Raw genomic sequence first — 20,967 nt, forward strand, 5'->3', positions numbered from 1 at the left:
GGCCGTAGCGATCAGGCCGCGTGGACCACGTCCTTGACCTCGGCGAAGTGGCACGCCGACTCGTGGGCCGCGGGGGTGTCGGAGCCCTTGAAGCGCTCCGGGATCGCCAGCAGCGGCTCCTCCTGGGCGCACTTGTCCTGGGCCTTCCAGCAGCGGGTGCGGAAGCGGCAGCCGGACGGCGGGTTGGCCGGGGAGGGCACGTCACCGGTGAGGATGATCCGCTCGCGGTGCTCGCGGGCCTCCGGGTCCGGCACGGGTACCGCCGACAGCAGCGCCTGGGTGTAGGGGTGCGTCGGGTACTCGTAGATCTGCTCGTCGGTGCCGACCTCGGCCATCTTGCCGAGGTACATCACGCCCACCCGGTCCGAGATGTGCCGGACGATCGACAGGTCGTGCGCGATGAAGATGTAGGAGAGGTTGAACTCGTCCTGCAGTCGCGCCATCAGGTTGATGACCTGTGCCTGCACCGACACGTCGAGCGCGGACACCGGCTCGTCGCAGATGATGACCTCGGGGTTGAGCGCGAGGCCGCGGGCGATGCCGATGCGCTGGCGCTGGCCGCCCGAGAACTGGTGCGGGTAGCGGTTGATGTACTCCGGGTTGAGACCCACGACGTCCAGGAGGTCCCGCACCTTCTGGCGACGGTCCCCCTTCGGTGCCACCTCGGGGTGGATGTCGAAGGGCTCACCGATGATGTCGCCCACCGTCATCCGGGGGTTGAGCGAGGTGTACGGGTCCTGGAAGATCATCTGGATGTTCCGGCGGACGGCCTTGAGGGCCCTGCCGGACAGCCGGGTGATGTCCTGGCCCTTGTAGAAGACCTCGCCGGCCGTCGGCGTCTCCAGGCTCATCAGGAGCTTGGCGACCGTCGACTTGCCGCAGCCGGACTCGCCCACGATGCCCAGGGTCTCGCCCTGGTGCAGGTCGAAGGAGACACCGTCGACGGCCTTCACCGCGCCGATCTGGCGTTTGATCACGATCCCCTGGGTCAGCGGGAAGTGTTTGACCAGGTTGCGCACCTGGAGGATCGGCTCGCCCCGCTCGACGTTCGCGTCGAGAGCGGCGACCGCCTCCTCCTCCGAGTGCACCTCCGCCACCTCGACCTCGGAGACGTTGGGCATCGCGTCCTGGGGCTCGTCGGCCTTGGTCGGGTCAGCCATGGATCGTCTCCTTCCAGAAGTGGCACGCGCTGGCGCGGCCGGGCAGTTCCGTTCCGTCCGCCTCGGTCACCGGGACCAGCGGCGGGAACTCCGTACGGCAGATGTCCTGCGCCTTCTCGCAGCGCGGGTTGAAGGCACAACCCTGCGGCACCTTCAGCAGGTTGGGCGGCAGGCCCTGGATCGCGTAGAGCTCCTGGCCCTTCTGGTCCAGGCGCGGGATGGAGTCCAGCAGACCCCGGGTGTAGGGGTGCGCCGGGCGCTTGTACAGCTCGTGCACCGGTGCCGTCTCCACGATACGGCCCGCGTACATCACCGCGATCTTGTCGGCGACGTCCGCGACCACACCGAGGTCGTGGGTGATGAGGATGAGCCCCATCCGGTACTCGCGCTGCAACTCCGCGAGCAGGTCCATGACCTGGGCCTGCACCGTCACGTCGAGGGCCGTGGTCGGCTCGTCGGCGATGATCAGGTCCGGCTCCAGGGCGAGCGCCATCGCGATCATGATGCGCTGGCGCATACCGCCGGAGAACTGGTGCGGGTAGTCGTTCACCCGCGCCGCGGCGGCCGGGATCTTCACCCGGTCCATCAGCTCGATGGACTTGGCCTTGGCCTGCTTGCGGGACATGCCCTGGTGGACGCGGAACATCTCGCCGAGCTGGAACCCCACGCTGAGCACGGGGTTGAGCGAGGAGAGCGCGTCCTGGAAGATCATGGCGATCCGGGCGCCGCGCAGCTTGCGCCGCTCCTCGGCACCCATGGTCAGCATGTCCTGGCCGTAGAAACGGATCTCCCCCTGCGGGATCCGGGCGGGCGGCATGTCCAGGATGCCCATGATCGCCTGCGCGGTCACGGACTTGCCGGAGCCGGACTCGCCGAGCACGGCGAGCGTCTCTCCGGAGTCGACGGTGTAGTTGACGCCGTTGACGGCCTTGACCACACCCTCGCGGGTCTGGAACTCGACGTGCAGATCGCGCACTTCGAGCAGTGGGCCGGTGTTGTCGTGGTCGCCGGGGCGCTGGGCCGGAACGGCGTCCGTCGGGTCGATGATGGTCACGTACGCCTCCCTCAGCGCATCTTGGGATCGAAGGCGTCGCGAACCACGTCGCCGAGCATGATGAAGGCCAGGACCGTGATGCTCAGGGCACCGGCCGGGAACATCAGCGCGTGCGGCGAGGTCAGGAACCTGTCCTGGGCGTCACTGATCATCACGCCCCAGGAGATGTTGGGGTACTGGATGCCGATGCCCAGGTAGGACAGGGCGGCCTCGGCGCTGATGTACACACCGAGGTTCATGGTGGTGATGACGATGACGGGGGCGAGCGTGTTCGGCAGGATGTGCCGGAACGCTATTCGCCAGGAGCCCGCGCCCAGTGCCCGCGCGGCCGTCACGTAGTCGTTGTACTTGTTGGCGATGACCTCGCCGCGCATGATCCGGTAGACCTGCGGCCAGCCGAGGAGCGCCATGATGAGCGACACCGACCACACGTCGCCGCCGCCCCAGATGGACATGATCAGCAGCGCGCCGATGATGAGCGGCAGACCCGCGAACACCTCGGTGATACGGGACAGCAGCGCGTCGGCCCAGCCGCCGATGAGACCGGCGAGCATGCCCACCAGGCCGCCGATCAGCGTGGTGGCGGTGGTGGTCACGACACCGACGACGATCGAGTTGCGGGTGCCGTAGACGGTCCGCGTGTAGATGTCGCAGCCCTGCACGTCGTAGCCGAACAGGTGCCCGGACGAGGGCCCGGTCATGGAGTTCTGAAGCTGGCAGAAGCCGTCGGAGAACGGGGAGCGCGCCGTGAACAGACTTGGCGCGACCGCCAGCGCGAGCAGGACCAGGATGATCAGCGAGGTCACGATGAACATGGGCCGCTTGCGCAGGTCCGCCCAGCCGTCCCGCAGCAGGCTCGCCTGCCGCGCCGCCGCCTTCTCCTCCGCCTCGATCTCCTTGGCGATGGCGGCCTCGTCGGTGGTGGGCCTTTCTATCGTCTTCTCACTCATAGCGGATCCTCGGGTCAAGCACGGCGTAGAGCAGGTCTACGAGGAGGTTGGCGACCAGGTAGATCAGCACGAGAAGGGTCACCAGGCCGACGACGACGGGTCGCTCCCGCAGGGAGACGGACTGGGCCAACTGACCGCCGATACCTGGCATGTTGAACACGCGCTCGGTGATGATGGCGCCGCCCATGAGCGCGCCCAGGTCGAAGCCCAGGAAGGTGACGACCGGGATCAGGGAGTTGCGCATCGCGTGCACGCCGATGACCCGCCGCTGCGGAAGGCCCTTGGCGATCGCCGTACGGACGTAGTCGGCACGGACCGACTCCATCATGCTGGTCCGGACGAGTCGGGCGATGTACGCCATCGACGTCGAGGCGAGCACGATGGCCGGGAGGATGTAGCTCTGCGGCCAGCCGTGTTGGATGCCCGCGACCGGCGTGATCTTGAGGTTCACACCGAACTCCAGCTGCAGCACGGAGCCGAGCACGAAGACCGGGATCGAGATCAGGACCAGGGTCGAGATGAGTACGACGTTGTCGATGAACTTGCCCTTTTTCAGGGCGGAGAAGATGCCCGCGACGATGCCTATCACGGCCTCGATGGCGAACGACGTCAGCCCCAGCTTCAGCGTGACGGGGAAGCGCTCGGAGACGATGTCCGAGATGGAACGCCCGTTGTACGTCTCCCCGAGGTCACCGCTGAAGACGCCGCTGATGTAGTGCCAGTACTGCTGGTACAGCGGCTCGTTGAGGTGGTAGTGCGCGCGGAGGATCGCCGCGATGTTGGGGTCGGCGCGCTTGTCGCCGGCCAGTGCCTGGATCGGATCGCCGGGCAGAGCGAAGACCAGGCAGAAGATGATGAACGTGACGCCGAAGACCACAGGGATCACCTGTAGGAGACGGCGCGCGACGTATCGGCCCATGGGTACTCCAGAGGGGGGTGCTCGACCCGACCGCGGCCGGGGGGAGGGCACGGTCGGACGGTAGACGGCAGCAGAAGTGAGCAGGGGAAGGCTATTCCTCCCCCTGCTCACCCCGTACTGCTGTGTCAGAACTGTTCGAACCAGGTCAGCTGAGCTTGACCGTGTCCCACAGGATCTGGTGACCGGCGACCTTCATGGACTTGATCTTGTCGCTGAAGCCGGCGTTCATCGTGTAGAAGTACACCGGGATGTACGGCAGGTCCTTGAGCAGGATGTCGTCCGCGGCCTGGTACTTCTTGATGGCGTCCTCGTGCGTCGGGGCCTGGTCGCCCTCGACGAGGAGCTGCTCGAACGCCTCGTTCGTGTAGCCCGAGTAGTTGGAGCCGGTGGTGATGGCGTCCTTCGAGAAGATCGGACGGAGGTAGTCCTCCATGTCCGGGTAGTCCATGCTCCACGCCATACGGAACGCGCCCTGGTACTTCTTGGCGTCCAGGTCGTTGAGGATGGTCTGGAACTGCTCGAACGGCTTGGCCGTCACCTTGATGCCGAGAGCCTGCTGGATCTGGTTCGACACGGCCTCGACCCACTCCTTGTGGCCGCCGTCCGCGTTGTAACCGATCTCCAGCGTGTTGCCCGGCAGACCGCCGCTCTGCTTGTAGAGCGCCTTGGCCTTGGTCGGGTTGTACGTGCAGGACTCACCACAGGCGCCCTTGCGGTAGCCGTCGATGATCGGGCTGATGTAGTCGTCCGCGGGCGTACGGGCGCCGAGGAAGATCTTCGACGAGATCGTCGCGCGGTCGATCGACATCGAGATGGCCTTGCGGAGGTCCGCGTTCTGGAAGGCCTTGTTGTACTTGATCGGGAAGCCGATGTAGCCGACGGCCGAGTCGGCCTCGTCGATGTAACGGCCGTTCAGGTCCTTGTGGTACGTCGGCAGGCCCGAGGTCGGGATCGTCAGCAGGCTGTCGAGGTTGCCGGCGACGAGGTCCTTGTACGCGGTGTCCTGGTTCGAGTAGATCTTGAAGTTGACACCCTTGACCTCGATCTTCGAGGCGTCGGGGTACTTGTCGTACTTGACGGTGTCAATTTCCTGGTTGTGCTTGAACTTACCGCTCATCTTGAACGGGCCGTTGCCGATCGGGGCCTCGCCGAAGGCCTTCGGGTCCTTGAAGAACGCCTTGGGCAGCGGCACGAAGGCGGTGAAGGAGAGCTGCGACGGGAACGCCGAGAACGCGCCGTTCAGGGTGACCTGGAGGGTGCTGTCGTCAACGACCTTCAGACCGGACAGCTTGTCGGTCTTGGGCTTCTTGCCCTCGCCCGGGTTGAGGTCCGCGTAGCCCGCGATGTGGCTGAACAGCGGGTTGGTCTGCTGGGCGTTGGTCTGGTTCGCGCCGTAGTTCCACGCGTCGGCGAAGGACTGGGCGGTCACCTTCTCCCCGTTGTGGAAGGTGTAGCCAGACTTCAGCTTGATCGTCCAGACCTTGTTGTCCTTGGACTCGATCGACTCCGCCATGGCGTTGACGACCTTGTTGTCGGCGTCAAGCTTGGTCAGCCCGGTGAAGAGGGCGTTGATGACCTGGCCGCCCTCGGTCTCGTACGTGTTGCTCGGAACCAGGCTGTTCTGCGGTTCGCCGATCTCCACCGAGATGACGCCGTTGCCCTTGCTGCCGCCGGAGCTGTTGTCGTCACCGCCGCCGCCACAGGCCGTTGCGCCCAGCGCCACAACTGCGGCTATCGCAACCCACTTGGCGCTCTTGGCACCACGCATGGGGGCTCCTCCTCATGAGTCCAATGGTTCATCACCTGGGAGAGCGCATGACACATCACCGTCACCGGTGCCTGAAAAGGTCAAGTGCTCCCCGCGCTCGATGAGTCGCCGCCTACAGCGAGTGACCCGTGATCCGAGCTCTACGCGCCTAACTATCTGCCATGAGGCGGGGCCGAGCCATATTCACAAGGTCTCGGTTCGATCACACCTCGCGCGTACATCTTCCAAAATCCGGACAAAGGGTTTGGTGAAAGATCCCTGCGAAACGGACTTGTTACATATTTATCGGGCTTGAATGTCCGCATGCCGAACGCGGAGCGCGTGAAAATCCAGTTGCGGTTCAACGACCGCTGTGCAATCGACATGCCCGCACGCCGGAGGCCTTCAAGGGCAGCCGACAGAGCATGGACAGGATCACGCCAACGGCAGGGTAGTGCGGATCGGACGGCCTGTGCGGATTCCTGACCAGGACAAGGGATAACCCTTTATTCGGCCAGGCGTCGGGCAAAGCCCGGGTACCGCATCCCCCGGTTGAGAACCCGTCAAGAATGCAGGCGGTCCCGCCGTTCCGTCGGGGCGGCTGTGGCAGGCTGAACCGGTGGTGGATCGGTCATTCGGGGACATGTCGCTTGCCGAGTTGTACGACGGGCTCAATCCGTGGGGTGCGGGGGACGACTTCTATCTGGAACTGGCGATGTCCGCGCGGGCCGTGCTCGATGTGGGGTGCGGTACCGGGAGGTTGCTGCACCGGGCCCGGGGCGAGGGACACAGGGGGCGGCTGACCGGGATCGATCCCGCCGCCGCCATGCTCGTTCAGGCGCGTCGGCGGGAGCCCGGTGTCGAGTGGGTGCTCGGGGAGTTGCGGACCATGGCCTGGCACGGCGAGTTCGATCTCGTCGTGATGACCGGGCACGCCTTCCAAGTCCTGGTTCGGGATGAGGAGTTGCGGGTCGCGCTGCGGGCGGTCCAGGACGCGCTGGCGCCCGGCGGGCGGTTCGTGTTCGAGACGCGGAACCCGGCGGCGCGTGCCTGGGAGGGCTGGACACCGGACCGGGCGCGCCGGCTCACCGACCCGCGCGGCGGTGTCGTAACGGTGTGGCACGAGGTCGAGACCGTGCCGGCCGCGGAGGACCGGGTGACGTTCACCGAGACCTTCGAGGGCGGGTGTTGGACACGGCCTCAGGTCAGCCGGTCGACCCTGCGGTTCCTGGACCGTGCCGCCCTGTCGGGGTTCCTCGCCGGGGCCGGGCTGGCGGTCGTCGAGCAGTACGGCGACTGGGAGCGGGGGCCGCTCACGCCCGAGAGCCCCGAGATCATCACCGTGGCGCGGCCCGCGCACTGAGCCCGGGCACCCCAAGTAGGGGGCGCCCGGGCTCAGTTGGGCCTCAGCGGTGGATCAGGCGTGCTTGGCGCGGCTCGCCGAGCGACCCCGCTCCTTCTGGTCGAGGACGACCTTGCGGATGCGGACGGCCTCCGGGGTCACCTCGACGCACTCGTCGTCGCGGCAGAACTCCAGGGACTGCTCCAGGGAGAGCTTGCGCGGCGGCACGATCGCCTCGAAGGAGTCGGCGGCGGCCGAGCGCATGTTGGTGAGCTTCTTCTCCTTGGTGATGTTCACGTCCATGTCGTCGGCGCGCGAGTTCTCGCCGACGATCATGCCCTCGTACACCTCGGTGCCGGGGTCGGTGAACAGCACACCGCGCTCCTGGAGGTTCGTCATCGCGAACGCGGTGACGGCACCGGCGCGGTCGGCGACCAGCGAACCGTTGTTACGGGTCGTCAGCACACCGAACCACGGCTCGTGGCCCTCGTGGATGGAGTGGGCGATGCCCGTGCCGCGCGTGCCGGTCAGGAACTCCGTACGGAAGCCGATGAGGCCGCGGGACGGGACGACGAACTCCAGGCGGACCCAGCCCGAGCCGTGGTTGGACATGTTGTCCATCCGGCCCTTGCGGACGCCCATGAGCTGCGTGACCGCGCCCATGTGCTCCTCGGGCACGTCGATCGTCATGCGCTCGACCGGCTCGTGCACCTTGCCGTCGATGATCTGCGTGACGACCTGCGGCTTGCCGATGGTCAGCTCGAAGCCCTCGCGGCGCATCTGCTCGACCAGGATGGCCAGCGCCAGCTCACCGCGGCCCTGCACCTCCCAGGCGTCGGGGCGCTCGGTGTCGAGGACGCGGAGCGAGACGTTACCGATCAGCTCGCGGTCCAGGCGGTCCTTGACCTGACGAGCCGTCACCTTGCGGTCCTTGACGGCCGCCTTCGCGGTGGCGCCCTTGCCGGTGCCGCCGCGGCCGACCAGCGGCGAGGTGTTCGTACCGATGGTCATGGAGATCGCCGGCTCGTCGACCGTGATCAGCGGCAGCGCGATCGGGTTCTCGGGGTCGGCGAGGGTCTCACCGATCATGATGTCCGGGATACCGGCCACGGCGCAGATGTCACCGGGGCCCGCCATCTCGGCCGGCTTGCGGGTGAGCGCCTCGGTCATCAGCAGCTCGGTGATGCGCACGTTGGACATGGTGCCGTCGCGCTTGATCCACGTGACGGTCTGGCCCTTGCGCAGCTCGCCCTGCTCGACGCGGAGCAGCGCGATACGGCCGAGGAAGTTGTCCGCGTCCAGGTTGGTGACGTGCGCCTGGAGCGGGGCCTCCTCGTCGTACTGCGGGGCCGGGACGTGCGACAGGATCGTGGAGAAGAAGGGCTCCAGGTTGTCGCTGTCCTGCGGGACCGTGCCGTTCTCCGGCTTGGTCAGCGAGGCGACGCCGTCACGCGCACACGCGTAGACGATCGGGAACTCGATCTGCTCCTCGTCCGCGTCCAGGTCCAGGAAGAGGTCGTAGGTCTCGTTGACGACCTCGTCGATCCGGGAGTCCGGGCGGTCCGTCTTGTTGATGCAGAGGATGACGGGCAGGCGCTGCTGGAGCGCCTTGCGCAGCACGAAGCGGGTCTGGGGCAGCGGGCCCTCGGAGGCGTCGACGAGCAGCACCACCGCGTCCACCATCGACAGACCGCGCTCGACCTCGCCACCGAAGTCGGCGTGGCCGGGGGTGTCGATGATGTTGATGGTGATGACGTCTCCGCCATCCTTGGGGTGGTACTTGACGGCCGTGTTCTTGGCCAGGATCGTGATGCCCTTCTCACGCTCCAGATCGTTCGAGTCCATCATGCGGTCGTCGAGCGATTCGGCGGCGTGCGCGGCGAAGGCACCGGCCTGCTTCAGCATGGCGTCGACGAGGGTCGTCTTCCCGTGGTCGACGTGGGCGACGATGGCGACGTTGCGGATGTCGTGGCGCGTGGCCATATTGCGGCGTACTCCCGGAGAGTGAGGAAGGCCTGCGCGTACGTCTGTGTTACGCGGACCCTGCCGGGCTGGACACGCCACGGCCTTACCCCATCGTACGTGGCGTACGGGGAAGGGGCCTCCGCAGGGCCTTACGGGCAGAGCTTCGACGCCGCCGCCTGGGCCGCAGCACTCTCGGGCGGCTCGGAACAGGGGATGAATCCGCCGCCGTAGGTGTCCCAGGTGTGCACGTGACCGCGCACCGGCGGGTTCAGTCCACAGCTGTAAGTGAAGTCCGCCTCGACCAGGCCGATGGACTCCCAGGTGTAATAGGGCTGCCGGGGGCCCACGAGCACGTCGAAGAAGTCCGTCTCCTCGTGCCCGGCGGTCTCGGACGGCCCGGCGAGCGGGTCCTCCGTCTTCAGATGGGTGCCGAGTGCCTTGATCACGCGCGCGGGGGCGACGCCCTTGGGCGGATGGGTCACGGTGGGCCGGTAGACGGTGTCGGAGACGGGTTCGACGGTGCCCTGGTACCCGCCGTCGGTGTAGGTGATCCGGTCGGGGAGCCCGGTCAGCCGCTCCTCGTGCCGGACGCCGGACCAGGTATAGGTCCCGTGCGTACAGATCGTGGCCGCCCCGGCCGCGGCCCGGCCGTCATCGGTGGCCGCGGCTCCGCAGCCGGCCGTGCCCAGCATCACCACCGCGGTCAACGCCGCACCCCAACCCCGCACAACCCACCCCCGTACGACAACCGCCGCCCCGCATCACCTGCGGGACGGCGGCGCTGCTCGTCATGTTCGCGCGATGTTAGCCCTTGGACGGGCTCGCCGAGGGGTGGGCCCCCTTCTTCAGAAACCCCATGTCCTCGTAGACCGGGGTCTGGAAGCCGAAGGAGCCCGCGTTGACGACGGTCTTGCGGGCGGCCGTGAGCTGGGGGCGCTGGTAGAGGGGGATGGAGCCGGCCGCGGCCCAGATGCGGGCGTCGGCCTTGCGGACGAGGGCGGCGGACTCGTCCTCGTCGAGGGTGGACGCGGCCTGGTCGAAGAGCTGGTCGACCTGGTCGGTGCCGACGCGGGTGTAGTTCTGCTCGACGTTCAGGGAGCCGTCGGCGGCCGGGACCGGCTTGGCGAAGATCGGGCGGGCGTCGGTGGCGGGGTAGGCGGACGCGGGCCAGGAGTAGAGGGCGAGGTCGTACTGGCCGGACGCGATGTGGTCCTTGAAGTAGCTGTCGTCGGAGACCTTGCTGATCTCGGTGCGGATGCCGACCTTCTCCAGCATGCGGGAGATGCTGTCGGCGACCGCGCTCAGCGACTCGGAGCCGGTGCCGGAGGGGAGCACGAAGCGCAGGGTGAGCGGCTTGCCGTCCTTGGCGAGCGTGCCGGTCTTCGCGCCGGCGGGGGCGGCCGTGCCCTTCGGGGCGTACGCGCCGGGCGCCCCGCCCTGCTTCACCTTGCGGCCGTCGTACTGCTTGCCGTCGGCGAGGTGCTTGGAGCCCCCGTCGCCGTGACCGTGCTTGTTGGTGTGGTCCTGCGGGTCCTTGTTGTCCTCGCCGACGATGTACTGCCCGTCGGAGCCGCCCTCCGACTCGTCGTCCTTCTTGCCCTTCTTGCCCTCGGCGCCGGCCGCCTTCTCGCCCTTGTCCTTGACCGGTCCGCCGGGCACCCATCCGGCGTCGGCGAGCAGTGCCTGCGCCTCCGCCGTGTCGTGGTCGCCGAGCGCGCCGCTGTTGTCGGCGTACGCGGCCTGCCCGGAGAGTGCGAGGTGGCTGCCGACCGGTACGGCGGGCAGGCCCAGCGGGGTGAGGACGACCTTGGCGAGCGCCTCCCGGTCGAGCGCTCGGGCCACGGCGCGCCGGACGCGCTCGTCGGCGAGGGGCCCCTCGGAGCCGTTGAGGGCGAGCTGTGTGTAGGCGGGTTCGAAGGAGCGGCGGACGGTGAAGGCCCTCAACTCGTCCTGCCGGCGCAGGTACTTGGCGAGCGCCTTGCGCTCCTTCTTGCTGAGCTGCTTCTTCTCCCTGGGGCTCTCGCCCTTGTTCTCGTCCTTGCTCTCCGTGTCGCTCGTGGCGCTCGCGCTCGCGCCCTGGAGCGGGGTGCCGGTGCCCTTGGCGCGGCCCGCGAGCGCGATCCGGCTCGCGTCGGCGGGGTCGACGGCGGCCAGGTCGACGGTGCCGTCGGCGAGTGCGGCGGCCCGCTTGTCCAGCGGTACGGCGGCCAGCACGATCTGCGAGAGCTTCGCGGGCCGGCCCCACCAGTGCGGGTTGCGGGCGAGGACGATCTCCTTGTCCTTGCGGTCGACCTTCTGCAGCGAGAAGGCGCCGGCGGTGACCTTCAGCTTGCGGCGCGCCCCGTCGTTGAAGGCGTCCGGGGTGCCCATGACGTCCTTGGGGTACAGCGGCGAGAACAGTGACTTCCAGTCGGCGTACGGCCTGCTGAAGGTGACCTTGACCTCGAGGTTGTTGGCGCCGCGCTCGATCTTCTCGATGCGGTCGTAGCCGGCGTTGCGGGCGGTCCAGTACGCGGAGTCCTTGCCGGACAGGGCGCGCCACTGGGCGGCGAAGTCGGCGGCGCCGATCTCCCGGCCGTCGCTCCACACCGCCTGCTGGTCGAGCTTGTAGAGGACGACCTGCTTGGGCGAGGTGTCGACGACCTTCGCGGACTCCAGGTAGTCGGCGTCGCGCTGCGGGCGGCCCTGCGCGTCGAGCCGGAACATGGCGGGCAGGACGGCCTGGGCGACGCGGGTGGTGGCGTCGTCGGCGTCCGACTGGAAGGCGTTGAGGGTCTCGGGTACGTCGTCGACGGCCCAGCGCAGGGTGCCGCCGTCGGCGACCAGGTCACGCGCGACGGGCGCGATGTCCTGTGCGGCCAGCGGCTTGCCCGACTCGTCCTCGGAACTGCACCCCGCGAGGGTGGGCACCGCGAGCGCGCCCGCGGTGAGGAAGGCGACCGAGCGCATGACCGCGCGCAGTCCGACGCCGTCGTGGGACATCACTGCTACCTCCGGTAAGCCGCGGGCTTCTGATCACTTTTGGTGGTATATGGGGCTGATCAGATCTTTGCGGCCACTGAAGAGGAAACGGTTCGGCCCTGTGGGGCGACACGGCGAGGGGCGCCGGGAAGCCCACCCGTGCGGCGCAATGTTCGAATCTGCCCCCGTACACACCAACGCACCCCGGCCAATCCGTGCACACCGCTTCCCACCGGCAGGTGTGACGCGCAACACTCGCAGGCGCATGAACGTTGCCGTCCAGGGCCGACGCCCACGGAAGTGAGGTCACGTCATGTCCGTGCACGACGAACTGACGTCAGTCCAGCGCTGTCTTGAAGACCTGTTCAGGTCGGTGGGACGGCTGGAACAGCAATTCGGCAGCGGCGGCCTGGAGATGCGCAGGGTCAAGGCCGACGCCGACCGCCTGCGCGAGAGCGTCGCGCTGCTGCGCGACGCCGCACCAGGGATCGAGCGCCCCCGGCGCCCCGATCTCGTCTCCATCTCCGACACCCCCTACGACAACACCCTGTGGACGGACTCGGACGACGAAGGACTCGGCGCCCACGACCGCCACGCACCCTGAACCGACCGGAGTCCTGAGTTGGCCACTGGTACGGAACCCCATCCGAACAGCGGCGGCGTACGCACCGGTACGCGCGCCGCCATCGACGCCCCGCATCTGCGGACCGACCGCTGGTGGCTGGCCCCGGCCGTCACCGCCGCCGGACTGCTCGCCTTCGTCGTCTACTCGACCTGGCGGGCCTTCGCGGACAGCAACTACTACTCGGCGCCGTACGTCTCGCCGTTCTACTCGCCCTGTCTGGCCGAGCGGTGCAGCACCATGCACGCGGGCCCGAACGCCGATCTCTTCGGGAGCTGGTGGGGCATCTCCCCCGCCATCATCATCCTGGTCTTCCCGCTCGGCTTCCGTCTGACCTGCTACTACTACCGCAAGGCCTACTACCGCGGCTTCTGGGCCTCTCCCCCGGCCTGCGCGGTGGCCGAGCCGCACAAGAAGTACTCCGGCGAGACCCGCTTCCCGCTGATCCTGCAGAACGTCCACCGGTACTTCTTCTACGCGGCGCTCCTGGTCGCGGGCACGCTCACCTACGACACCGTGCTGACCTTCCGCGACGAGCACTACCACTGGGGCCACATGGGCCTGGGCACCCTCGTCTTCGTGGCCAACATCGTGCTGATCTGGGCGTACACCCTGTCCTGCCACTCCTGCCGGCACATCGTCGGCGGCAAGCTCAAGCACTTCTCCAAGCACCCCGTGCGCTACAAGGCGTGGAAGTTCGTGGGGCAGCTGAACAACCGTCATATGCAGCTCGCCTGGGCGTCGTTGATCAGCGTGGCGGCTGCCGACTTCTACGTGTACCTGGTCGCCTCAGGCGCTTTCAACGATCCGAGGTTCTTCTGATGTCCGTGGTCGAGCGACAGGAGTGGGACGTCGTCGTGGTCGGTGCCGGTGGCGCGGGCCTCCGGGCCGCCATCGAGGCGCGCGAGCGCGGTGCCCGTACGGCGGTGATCTGCAAGTCGCTGTTCGGCAAGGCCCATACGGTGATGGCCGAGGGCGGCATCGCGGCGGCGATGGGCAACGTCAACTCCGGCGACAACTGGCAGGTCCACTTCCGCGACACCCTGCGCGGCGGCAAGTTCCTCAACCAGTGGCGCATGTCCGAGCTGCACGCGAAGGAAGCCCCCGACCGGGTCTGGGAGTTGGAGACCTGGGGCGCCCTCTTCGACCGCACCCAGGACGGCCGGATCTCGCAGCGCAACTTCGGCGGCCACGAGTACCCGCGCCTCGCCCACGTCGGCGACCGCACGGGACTTGAGCTGATCCGCACGCTCCAGCAGAAGATCGTGTCGCTCCAGCAGGAGGACTTTCGCGAGACGGGCGAGTACGAGTCGCGCCTGAAGGTCTATCAGGAGTGCACGGTCACAAGGGTGTTGAAGGACGGCAGCCGGGTCTCCGGAGTCTTCGCGTACGAGCGCGAGACGGGCCGTTTCCTCGTCCTGGAAGCGCCCTCCGTGGTGATCGCGACGGGCGGCATCGGCAAGTCCTTCAAGGTGACGTCCAACTCGTGGGAGTACACGGGCGACGGCCACGCGCTGGCGCTGCTGGCGGGCGCGCCCCTCCTCAACATGGAGTTCGTGCAGTTCCACCCGACCGGCATGGTCTGGCCGCCGTCCGTGAAGGGCATCCTCGTCACCGAGTCGGTGCGCGGTGACGGCGGGGTGCTGCGCAACTCCGAGGGCAAGCGGTTCATGTTCGACTACGTCCCCGACGTCTTCAAGGAGAAGTACGCCGAGTCGGAGGCGGAGGGCGACCGCTGGTACGAGGACCCGGACCACAACCGCCGTCCCCCCGAGCTGCTCCCCCGCGACGAGGTCGCCCGCGCCATCAACTCCGAGGTGAAGGCGGGCCGCGGATCGCCCCACGGCGGGGTCTTCCTGGACGTGTCGACACGTATGCCGGCGGAGGTGATCCGGCGCCGACTGCCGTCCATGTACCACCAGTTCAAGGAGCTGGCAGACGTCGACATCACGGCGGAGGCGATGGAGGTCGGCCCGACCTGTCACTACGTGATGGGCGGCATCGCGGTCGAGTCGGACACGGCGGCGGCACGCGGGGTACCGGGGCTGTTCGCGGCCGGCGAGGTGGCCGGCGGTATGCACGGCTCCAACCGGCTGGGCGGCAACTCCCTGTCCGACCTGCTGGTGTTCGGCCGCCGGGCGGGCTGGCACGCGGCGGACCACGCGGCCGACCTGGCGGACAGCCGCCCTCAGGTCGACGACACCGAGGTGGACCTGGCGGCGGCGGAGGCACTGCGCCCCTTCTCCGCGGAGGGCCCTGAACCGGGCAAGGAGAACGGCCGCACCCCGGAGAACCCGTACACCCTCCACCAGGAACTCCAGCAGACCATGAACGACCTCGTCGGCATCATCCGCCGCGAGGGCGAGATGGAACAGGCGCTGGAGAAACTGGCGGACCTTCGAGTACGGGCCCGCCGGGCGGGAGTCGAGGGCCACCGCCAGTTCAACCCGGGCTGGCACCTCGCGCTCGACCTCCGGAACATGCTGCTGGTCAGCGAGTGCGTGGCGCGGGCCGCTCTGGAGCGCACCGAGTCGCGTGGCGGACACACCCGCGAGGACCACCCCGGCATGAACCGCGACTGGCGGCGCATCAACCTCATCTGCCAACTCACCGACCCCACAGGCGGGTTGGGAGCGACGGACCCGATGTCCGCACAGATCGCCCTGACCCGCGAGACCACCGACCCCATCCGCGCCGACCTGCTCGCCCTCTTCGAGAAGGAAGAGCTGGTCAAGTACCTCGCCGAAGAGGAGCTCTACGAGTGAGCAGCTACGAGGCCCGCTTCAAGGTGTGGCGGGGGGACGTCAAGGGCGGCGGCCTGGAGGATTTCAAGGTCGAGGTCAACGACGGCGAGGTGATCCTCGACATCATCCACCGCATCCAGGCCACCCAGGCCTCCGACCTCGCCGTGCGCTGGAACTGCAAGGCGGGCAAGTGCGGTTCGTGCTCGGCGGAGATCAACGGGCGGCCCCGGCTGATGTGCATGACCCGCATGTCGGTGTTCACCCGCGAGGAGACGATCACGGTCACCCCGCTGCGTGCCTTCCCGGTGGTCCGCGATCTCGTCACGGACGTGGGCTTCAACTACCAGAAGGCCAGGGAGGTTCCGGCGTTCGTGCCGCCGCAGGGCGTCGCCGCGGGCGAGTACCGGATGATGCAGGAGGACGTGGACCGCTCGCAGGAGTTCCGCAAGTGCATCGAGTGCTTCCTGTGCCAGGACACCTGCCATGTCGTCCGCGACCACGAGGAGAACAAGACGGCGTTCGCGGGACCCCGATTCCTCATGCGGGTAGCCGAGTTGGACATGCACCCGCTGGACGCGGCCGCCGAGAGCGGCCTGGACCGCAAGAAGACCGCCCAGGACGAACACGGCCTCGGCTACTGCAACATCACCAAGTGCTGCACCGAGGTCTGCCCCGAGGGCATCCACATCACGGACAACGCGCTGATCCCCTTGAAGGAACGGGCAGTTGACCGCAAGTACGACCCGCTGGTGTGGCTGGGGTCGAAGATCAGGAGGCGCTCTTCGTAGGGTCCTCGGCCTTCCCGGGCTCCACGGCGGCCCGCTGGACGAGGATCCCGGCGGCCATCACGAACGTGCCGGCCAGCGCGAGGAACCCGTGCGAGTGGGGGCTCAGATACGGCCCGAAGAAGGTGGACCAGGCCAGGCCCGCGGCGCTGACCAGGATGCCGTAGCCCCACAACCGGGGGCGCGCGACGCCGCGTCGGCGGACGAGCGGGGTCCAGCCGCGGGTGATCGCCCCGACGCCGACGACGGCGAGAACGGCGATCAGCAGCACGGCCACGGTCAGTTCGACGTCACTCATGTCCACTCCGTGAGAGACAGGGCCTGCTGGAGGTTGTGTTCCGCGATGCCCCGCATGAACTCGGGGTCGTGGAAGTCACCGACCTCCAGGAGGCGCAACGGGCCCGCCACCAGGGAGAGATGCATGGCCAGGCGGTAGAGGTGGAGCCGGTCCTCGTCCAGACCCTCGGTGCGCAGGGCGTCGTAGTGACGGCCGAAGCGCAGGCGGAGGAAGACGTGCTCCCATTCGAGGTCGAAGTACATCAGGCCTTCGATGTCGATGAGGGCGAGGTCGCCGTCGGCGGTCACGCGGACGTGGTCGGCGCCGAGTTCGCCGTGGATGAGGGCGGGGCGCGAGGTGCGAGGGCCGACGCGGGCGGCCAAGGCCCTTACGGACTCGGCCAGTTGGGGGTGGGCGGCGGCGGCTCGCGGGTCGCGGGCGGGGAGTTCGTCGAGGTCGCTCAGGGCGCGTGCCACGACGGTCTCCTCGCATGAACTCCCGTACGAGGAACCGCCGTTGTCGACCACCACCACCTTCCCGAAGCGCGGGCCCGTGCAGGTGTGCAGGGCGGCGAGGAGGCTCGCCATCCGTTCCAGGGCCTCCTGTGCGGCGGCCGGGTCGGCGTCCAGCAGGTCCTCCAGGGTGCCGCCCGGGAGGTCCTCGACCAGCGCCGCGTCCGCCGGGAGGTGGGTGTGGGTGGGGTCGGCGTGCAGGAGCCGGGGCGTGCGGACACCGGCCGCGGCGAGGCGGTCGGCCGCCGCCGTGAAGAGGGTGAGGCCGGAGGCGTGGGAGAAGGGGTCGCGGGGGTCGCCGGGGCCGGCGTCCCAGAGGTCCTCGTCCGGTGACCAGACGTAGGCCACCGCGGTCGTACCGTCCTCGAAGGCGAGACGGTAGACGCCCTTCTTCGAACCGCCCCGGATGCGGGTGACGGTGGTCGGGGTACGGCCGAGGGCGGCACGGGACAGCGGGGTCAGGTCCGCGCGGGTGAGGGTCCTGCGAGTGGCGGTCACAGAGTCCCGGGGCGCTGCGCGCGCCACCGCAGTGCCCCGCCGAGGACGATCAGTGCGAACGCCGTCGCGCCGCCCAGGTCGTCCATCGCCAGGGAACCCGCCCACCAGTGCAGGGACATCGCCGTCCCCATGCCCAGTACCGAGGCCGGCGCACCGAGTCCCCGAAACTCAGGCCGTACGACCCTGCCTCGCGCCATCGGCGGCATCCAGCCGGTCGTCGCCGTGACGACTCCGAGTGCCGCCGTCAGCAGCAAGGCCACCGCGGCCGGCCATGTCGACAACATCGCCCACCCCCATCAGACGTGACAGATCATCGCATCCGCGGCTGTGACCACCGCCGTATTTTCGGCACACTTGATCTCGCGCTCAGTGCACCCAGCCCTCCCGGTACGCCGTCCAGTCCGCCTCCGTCGCCGCGAAGTCCACGTACAGGGCGACACCGAAGTTCGCGCGGTCCGCGTCCGTGCGGGACAGGCCGAGGCGTACGCCCCGGACGGCGGCGGGGACGGTCTCGGCGGAGCCCCGGTGCCCGAAGCGGTTCTCGTGGAAGAAGGGCAGGCCCATGAGGAGATCGGTGGAGTCCGGGGTGGCCTCCAGGGCGAGCGAGGTCTGCTGGGCGACATAGCCGCCGTAGAGACTCTCCAGCGGCTGCATCGTGTCGTACGACATGACGGCGATCTGGTCGACCCGGCGGGCGACCTGGCCGAAGTACGCCTGCGACCACCACTTGGGGTGGTTGGTGACGGTGCCCCAGAAGGAGTGGAAGGCGGGCAGCGGGTCGATCTGGTGGGCGGCGACGGAGAGTTGGGCGTTCCGGGACTCGGTGACGTCGTGCAGCCGGTCGAGCAGGTCGAGGTAGTCGTCGTCGCCGGAGTGCAGCGGTTCCAGGTCGACGTGGGCACCGTCGAATCCGGCGTCGAGGATCTGCCGGGCGGACGCGACGATCGCGGTACGCGTCGCCGCGCGCTCCAGCCGCAGACCGTCCGGACTCTCGGTCGCCAGCTTGTCCCCCAGCCAGGCCTGCACCCGTACGCCGGGCAGCGCACGATGGACCGCCTCGATCAGCCGGCCGGCCCTGGGGTAGTCCGCCTCCGGAAGGGTGCCGTCGTGCTCCAGCGGCCCCGAATGGACGTACAGATCACGGATACCGGTCCCCTTCAGCCGCCGGACCAGCGCGGCCACGTCGGCGTCGCTCTTCCGCCCGTCCACCCAGGCATGCCCCAGCCAGATCGCGTCCTGGTTCCTGGTGCGGGTGCCGTCCGCGGGGTCACCGGCGTAGTTCACCCGGAGGGCGATCTCTGCGGCGAGGGTGGGGAGGACCAGGAGGAGGACTAGCGCGAGGGCGGTACGGCGGGTCCAGCGGGCCCATTTCTTTCTCCGACCCGTACTACCCGTACCGCTTTCGTCGCCGGGTGCGGGTGGCTTCCGCGGAGGCACCTCACCGTCGGCGACCTCTGGATCGTCGTCCCTCCCCGTGCCCGCGCCCGTACCTCCTGCGTGCGCCGTCACCGCGTCTCCCCTCCCGTAGCCGTACCCCGCACCCCACTCGTCCCGGGCACACCCGCACGTCCCACCCCCGGTCGCGCGTCCGTAATCCTGCTCATACGCTCCGAAATGTGACGTCATCCTTGATACGCGGCCGGCCGCGATGCGCGGCCTCTCACATATCCGTGCGGGTGGCGCATGCCGTGCTGGGCGGGGCGGCCGGGGTCGGGTGGCTGGTGTTGCCGGTGATGACGATCAATGCGGAGGTTCCGGTTGCGGCCACCCGCACCGGGGCCGGCGCCGACCGGAGCGGGCAGGGGGCCGACGCAGGGCAGGACGCCACCGCCGGACAGCAGGTCACCGCCGGGCAGGCGGCCGACGGATCGTCCGCTGCCGACCTCGTCCTGCCGCTCGTGGCCGTCGGCGGCGCCGCGGTACTCGCGGGGAACGGGTATGTGCGGCGCACCCGTAGGGCCCGTACCCGTACGACTCCCGCGGTGGTGTCACCCGGGGTACCGCCCGTGGTGTCGCCCCGGCCCCCGGTGACCCCACTGCCCGTACTCGAACGGCAGGCCGGTGCCGCCCTCGTCCAGGCCGACGACTGCATACGCACCAGCCGGGCGGAACTCTCCTTCGCCGAGACCCGGTTCGGACCGGCGGCCGTCGAACCGTTCCATCGGGCCCTGCGGGAGGCCGAGCGCGAACTCGCCGCCGCCTTCGCGATACACCTGCGCTACGGCCAAGGCGTCCCGGAGGGTCGTGATGAGGAAGCGGCCCGGCGGCAGGCCCTCGCCGGGATCGTCGGGCGGTGCGCCGAGGCCGGGCGGCGACTGGATGCCGCAGCCCCGGCCTTCGATCAACTCCGGGCGCTGGAAGAGGAGATGGGCGAGGCGCTGGAGGTCGCGGAGGGCCGGTTCCGTGAACTGACCGGCCGTACAGGGGCCGTAGAAGCGACACTCGCCGACCTGCACGCCCGCTACCCGGCCTCGGCCACCGCCACAGTCACCGGATACGTCGAACAGGCCAAGGACCGCCTGGTGTTCGCCACGACCCATCTCAACCAGGCCCGCCAGGCGGCCGACTTGGGGCGGACCGAGCAGGCGGTGCGCGACCTGCGCGCCGCCGAGGGCGCCGTCGGCCAGGCCGACACCCTCCTCACCGGCGTCGACCAGCTCGCCAACTCCCTCGCCCAAGCCGCCGACTTGGTCCCGGCCGCGCTCACCGGCGCGGAGGCGGAGAGGGCGAGGGCACAGACGGCCACCGGGACAGCCGACGGTGTGTCCCGCTCCCTCCTGGGCGACGCCGACGCCGCCCTCGCCGCCGTACGGGAGGAACTGACCGGCGACCGTCCGTACGACCCCCTCGCCGCCCTGCGGAGCATCGTGCGGGCCGTGTCGGCGCTGGGCGGCGGGCAGGACGGAGTGCTCGGTGCCGCCGCGTGGCTCGTCGGCAGGGCCGACGTCCGGGCGGCGGACGGCTTCGTGGCGACGCACCGGGGTGCGGTGGGCGCCGGGGCGCGGACCCTGCTGGCGGAGGCGGAACGGCTGCTCGGCACCGACCCCGCCGCGGCAGGCGAACCCGCCCTGGCGGCGCGGGAGTTGGCCGAGCAGGACGTCCGCGTACACGGCAACCCGTACTCCGGCGGCGCCGGACACACGAGCGGAGCCGTCCTCGGCGGGGTACTGCTCGGCGAGGACCCGGACGGCGGGCCACCGCTCGCCTTCGGCGGCCCGGACACCCGGAAAGGCGGAGGACCCGGCGCGGAGCCCGTCAGAACGGACTGAGCAGCCCCTCCGCCGACGCCGAACACACAGACGGAATCGCCCCGGCGCGTACCGCCCTGCAAGGACCCGGACAGCGGCTCCCGTCCGCTTCGGCAGCCCCGACACCCGGAAAAGCGCGCGGAACCCGCCCCAGAGCCCGTCAGAACAGACTGACCGGCGCCC

Annotated in this window: 19 protein-coding genes; 7 read left to right on the plus strand and 12 right to left on the minus strand. The window is 69.1% G+C overall.

The window, feature by feature from the left end; genetic code table 11:
- Positions 1 to 11 precede the first annotated feature (11 nt).
- From ACFXC1_RS16330 to ACFXC1_RS16350, 5 genes are all read right to left on the minus strand, one after another.
- The gene (locus ACFXC1_RS16330; protein WP_381243145.1) at positions 12 to 1,160 is read right to left on the minus strand and encodes an ABC transporter ATP-binding protein; all 1,149 of its coding nucleotides are present in this window, start codon (positions 1,158 to 1,160) and stop codon (positions 12 to 14) included.
- Positions 1,153 to 2,214, minus strand: a complete 1,062-nt coding sequence (locus ACFXC1_RS16335; RefSeq protein WP_381243148.1) for an ABC transporter ATP-binding protein — start codon at positions 2,212 to 2,214, stop codon at positions 1,153 to 1,155. The genes ACFXC1_RS16330 and ACFXC1_RS16335 overlap by 8 nt, the downstream gene beginning before the upstream one ends.
- An 11-nt stretch (positions 2,215 to 2,225) precedes the next feature.
- Positions 2,226 to 3,164, minus strand: a complete 939-nt coding sequence (locus ACFXC1_RS16340; RefSeq protein WP_381243151.1) for an ABC transporter permease — start codon at positions 3,162 to 3,164, stop codon at positions 2,226 to 2,228.
- Complete coding sequence (locus ACFXC1_RS16345) at positions 3,157 to 4,083, minus strand: ABC transporter permease (protein WP_381243154.1); 927 nt, start codon at positions 4,081 to 4,083, stop codon at positions 3,157 to 3,159. Before ACFXC1_RS16345 ends, ACFXC1_RS16340 begins: the two co-directional genes overlap by 8 nt.
- Positions 4,084 to 4,228: 145 nt before the next feature.
- Entirely contained in the window at positions 4,229 to 5,851 is a 1,623-nt protein-coding gene (locus tag ACFXC1_RS16350; RefSeq protein WP_381243156.1) for a peptide ABC transporter substrate-binding protein, read from the minus strand.
- A gap of 598 nt (positions 5,852 to 6,449) precedes the next feature.
- Here ACFXC1_RS16350 and ACFXC1_RS16355 point away from each other — a divergent pair.
- Complete coding sequence (locus ACFXC1_RS16355) at positions 6,450 to 7,193, plus strand: class I SAM-dependent methyltransferase (protein ID WP_381243159.1); 744 nt, start codon at positions 6,450 to 6,452, stop codon at positions 7,191 to 7,193.
- Between the two features lie 54 nt (positions 7,194 to 7,247).
- Here the strand turns inward: ACFXC1_RS16355 and typA are convergent, their stop codons facing one another.
- The 3 genes from typA to ACFXC1_RS16370 form a co-directional block, all read right to left on the minus strand.
- Positions 7,248 to 9,155, minus strand: a complete 1,908-nt coding sequence (gene typA, locus ACFXC1_RS16360; RefSeq protein WP_381243161.1) for a translational GTPase TypA — start codon at positions 9,153 to 9,155, stop codon at positions 7,248 to 7,250.
- A 131-nt stretch (positions 9,156 to 9,286) separates the two neighbouring features.
- The gene (locus tag ACFXC1_RS16365) at positions 9,287 to 9,835 is read right to left on the minus strand and encodes a hypothetical protein (protein WP_381243546.1); all 549 of its coding nucleotides are present in this window, start codon (positions 9,833 to 9,835) and stop codon (positions 9,287 to 9,289) included.
- Between the two features lie 106 nt (positions 9,836 to 9,941).
- Positions 9,942 to 12,119 carry an ABC transporter family substrate-binding protein gene (locus tag ACFXC1_RS16370; protein WP_381243164.1) on the minus strand — a complete coding sequence of 726 codons (2,178 nt, stop codon included), beginning with the start codon at positions 12,117 to 12,119 and terminating at the stop codon, positions 9,942 to 9,944.
- 292 nt (positions 12,120 to 12,411) lie between these two features.
- On the opposite strand from ACFXC1_RS16370, the gene ACFXC1_RS16375 reads away from it, so the two are divergent.
- Genes ACFXC1_RS16375 through ACFXC1_RS16390 form a run of 4 tightly spaced genes read left to right on the plus strand, consistent with a single transcriptional unit; the run spans position 12,412 to position 16,252 of the window.
- Positions 12,412 to 12,702 (plus strand): hypothetical protein, encoded by a 291-nt coding sequence (locus ACFXC1_RS16375; protein ID WP_381243167.1) that lies wholly within the window; start codon positions 12,412 to 12,414, stop codon positions 12,700 to 12,702.
- 18 nt (positions 12,703 to 12,720) lie between these two features.
- Positions 12,721 to 13,542: a hypothetical protein gene (locus ACFXC1_RS16380; protein ID WP_381243169.1), complete on the plus strand. Its 822-nt coding sequence runs from the start codon at positions 12,721 to 12,723 to the stop codon at positions 13,540 to 13,542.
- Positions 13,542 to 15,485 (plus strand): fumarate reductase/succinate dehydrogenase flavoprotein subunit, encoded by a 1,944-nt coding sequence (locus ACFXC1_RS16385; protein ID WP_381243172.1) that lies wholly within the window; start codon positions 13,542 to 13,544, stop codon positions 15,483 to 15,485. The genes ACFXC1_RS16380 and ACFXC1_RS16385 overlap by 1 nt, the downstream gene beginning before the upstream one ends.
- Positions 15,482 to 16,252: a succinate dehydrogenase/fumarate reductase iron-sulfur subunit gene (locus ACFXC1_RS16390; protein WP_381243174.1), complete on the plus strand. Its 771-nt coding sequence runs from the start codon at positions 15,482 to 15,484 to the stop codon at positions 16,250 to 16,252. The genes ACFXC1_RS16385 and ACFXC1_RS16390 overlap by 4 nt, the downstream gene beginning before the upstream one ends.
- Here the strand turns inward: ACFXC1_RS16390 and ACFXC1_RS16395 are convergent.
- Genes ACFXC1_RS16395 through ACFXC1_RS16405 form a run of 3 tightly spaced genes read right to left on the minus strand, consistent with a single transcriptional unit; the run spans position 16,233 to position 17,667 of the window.
- Positions 16,233 to 16,547: a hypothetical protein gene (locus tag ACFXC1_RS16395; RefSeq protein ID WP_381243176.1), complete on the minus strand. Its 315-nt coding sequence runs from the start codon at positions 16,545 to 16,547 to the stop codon at positions 16,233 to 16,235. The genes ACFXC1_RS16390 and ACFXC1_RS16395 overlap by 20 nt on opposite strands.
- Entirely contained in the window at positions 16,544 to 17,536 is a 993-nt protein-coding gene (locus tag ACFXC1_RS16400; protein ID WP_381243179.1) for a phosphotransferase family protein, read from the minus strand. The genes ACFXC1_RS16395 and ACFXC1_RS16400 overlap by 4 nt, the downstream gene beginning before the upstream one ends.
- Positions 17,533 to 17,667 (minus strand): hypothetical protein, encoded by a 135-nt coding sequence (locus tag ACFXC1_RS16405; RefSeq protein ID WP_381243182.1) that lies wholly within the window; start codon positions 17,665 to 17,667, stop codon positions 17,533 to 17,535. The genes ACFXC1_RS16400 and ACFXC1_RS16405 overlap by 4 nt, the downstream gene beginning before the upstream one ends.
- Here ACFXC1_RS16405 and ACFXC1_RS16410 point away from each other — a divergent pair.
- Positions 17,666 to 17,842 (plus strand): hypothetical protein, encoded by a 177-nt coding sequence (locus tag ACFXC1_RS16410; RefSeq protein ID WP_381243185.1) that lies wholly within the window; start codon positions 17,666 to 17,668, stop codon positions 17,840 to 17,842. The genes ACFXC1_RS16405 and ACFXC1_RS16410 overlap by 2 nt on opposite strands.
- A 60-nt stretch (positions 17,843 to 17,902) precedes the next feature.
- Here ACFXC1_RS16410 and ACFXC1_RS16415 read toward each other — a convergent pair whose 3' ends face one another.
- Positions 17,903 to 19,045 carry a hypothetical protein gene (locus tag ACFXC1_RS16415; RefSeq protein ID WP_381243186.1) on the minus strand — a complete coding sequence of 381 codons (1,143 nt, stop codon included), beginning with the start codon at positions 19,043 to 19,045 and terminating at the stop codon, positions 17,903 to 17,905.
- A 224-nt stretch (positions 19,046 to 19,269) separates the two neighbouring features.
- Here ACFXC1_RS16415 and ACFXC1_RS16420 point away from each other — a divergent pair, with 224 nt between their 5' ends.
- Positions 19,270 to 20,805 carry a hypothetical protein gene (locus ACFXC1_RS16420; RefSeq protein WP_381243189.1) on the plus strand — a complete coding sequence of 512 codons (1,536 nt, stop codon included), beginning with the start codon at positions 19,270 to 19,272 and terminating at the stop codon, positions 20,803 to 20,805.
- Positions 20,806 to 20,967 lie beyond the last annotated feature (162 nt).

This window comes from Streptomyces hokutonensis, assembly GCF_042751305.1.
GTDB classification, from domain to species: Bacteria; Actinomycetota; Actinomycetes; order Streptomycetales; family Streptomycetaceae; genus Streptomyces; species Streptomyces hokutonensis_A.

What these genes read in the sequence shown, in the direction of transcription:
- ACFXC1_RS16330 (WP_381243145.1), bottom strand. Translation starts at nt 1,160, where the DNA reads ATGGCTGACCCGACCAAGGCCGACGAGCCCCAGGACGCGATGCCCAAC.
- ACFXC1_RS16340 (WP_381243151.1), bottom strand. Translation starts at nt 3,164, where the DNA reads ATGAGTGAGAAGACGATAGAAAGGCCCACCACCGACGAGGCCGCCATC.
- ACFXC1_RS16345 (WP_381243154.1), bottom strand. Translation starts at nt 4,083, where the DNA reads ATGGGCCGATACGTCGCGCGCCGTCTCCTACAGGTGATCCCTGTGGTC.
- ACFXC1_RS16350 (WP_381243156.1), bottom strand. Translation starts at nt 5,851, where the DNA reads ATGCGTGGTGCCAAGAGCGCCAAGTGGGTTGCGATAGCCGCAGTTGTG.
- typA (WP_381243161.1), bottom strand. Translation starts at nt 9,155, where the DNA reads ATGGCCACGCGCCACGACATCCGCAACGTCGCCATCGTCGCCCACGTC.
- ACFXC1_RS16370 (WP_381243164.1), bottom strand. Translation starts at nt 12,119, where the DNA reads ATGTCCCACGACGGCGTCGGACTGCGCGCGGTCATGCGCTCGGTCGCC.
- ACFXC1_RS16375 (WP_381243167.1), top strand. Translation starts at nt 12,412, where the DNA reads ATGTCCGTGCACGACGAACTGACGTCAGTCCAGCGCTGTCTTGAAGAC.
- ACFXC1_RS16385 (WP_381243172.1), top strand. Translation starts at nt 13,542, where the DNA reads ATGTCCGTGGTCGAGCGACAGGAGTGGGACGTCGTCGTGGTCGGTGCC.
- ACFXC1_RS16395 (WP_381243176.1), bottom strand. Translation starts at nt 16,547, where the DNA reads ATGAGTGACGTCGAACTGACCGTGGCCGTGCTGCTGATCGCCGTTCTC.
- ACFXC1_RS16410 (WP_381243185.1), top strand. Translation starts at nt 17,666, where the DNA reads ATGCCCAGTACCGAGGCCGGCGCACCGAGTCCCCGAAACTCAGGCCGT.
- ACFXC1_RS16405 (WP_381243182.1), bottom strand. Translation starts at nt 17,667, where the DNA reads ATGGGGACGGCGATGTCCCTGCACTGGTGGGCGGGTTCCCTGGCGATG.
- ACFXC1_RS16420 (WP_381243189.1), top strand. Translation starts at nt 19,270, where the DNA reads ATGACGATCAATGCGGAGGTTCCGGTTGCGGCCACCCGCACCGGGGCC.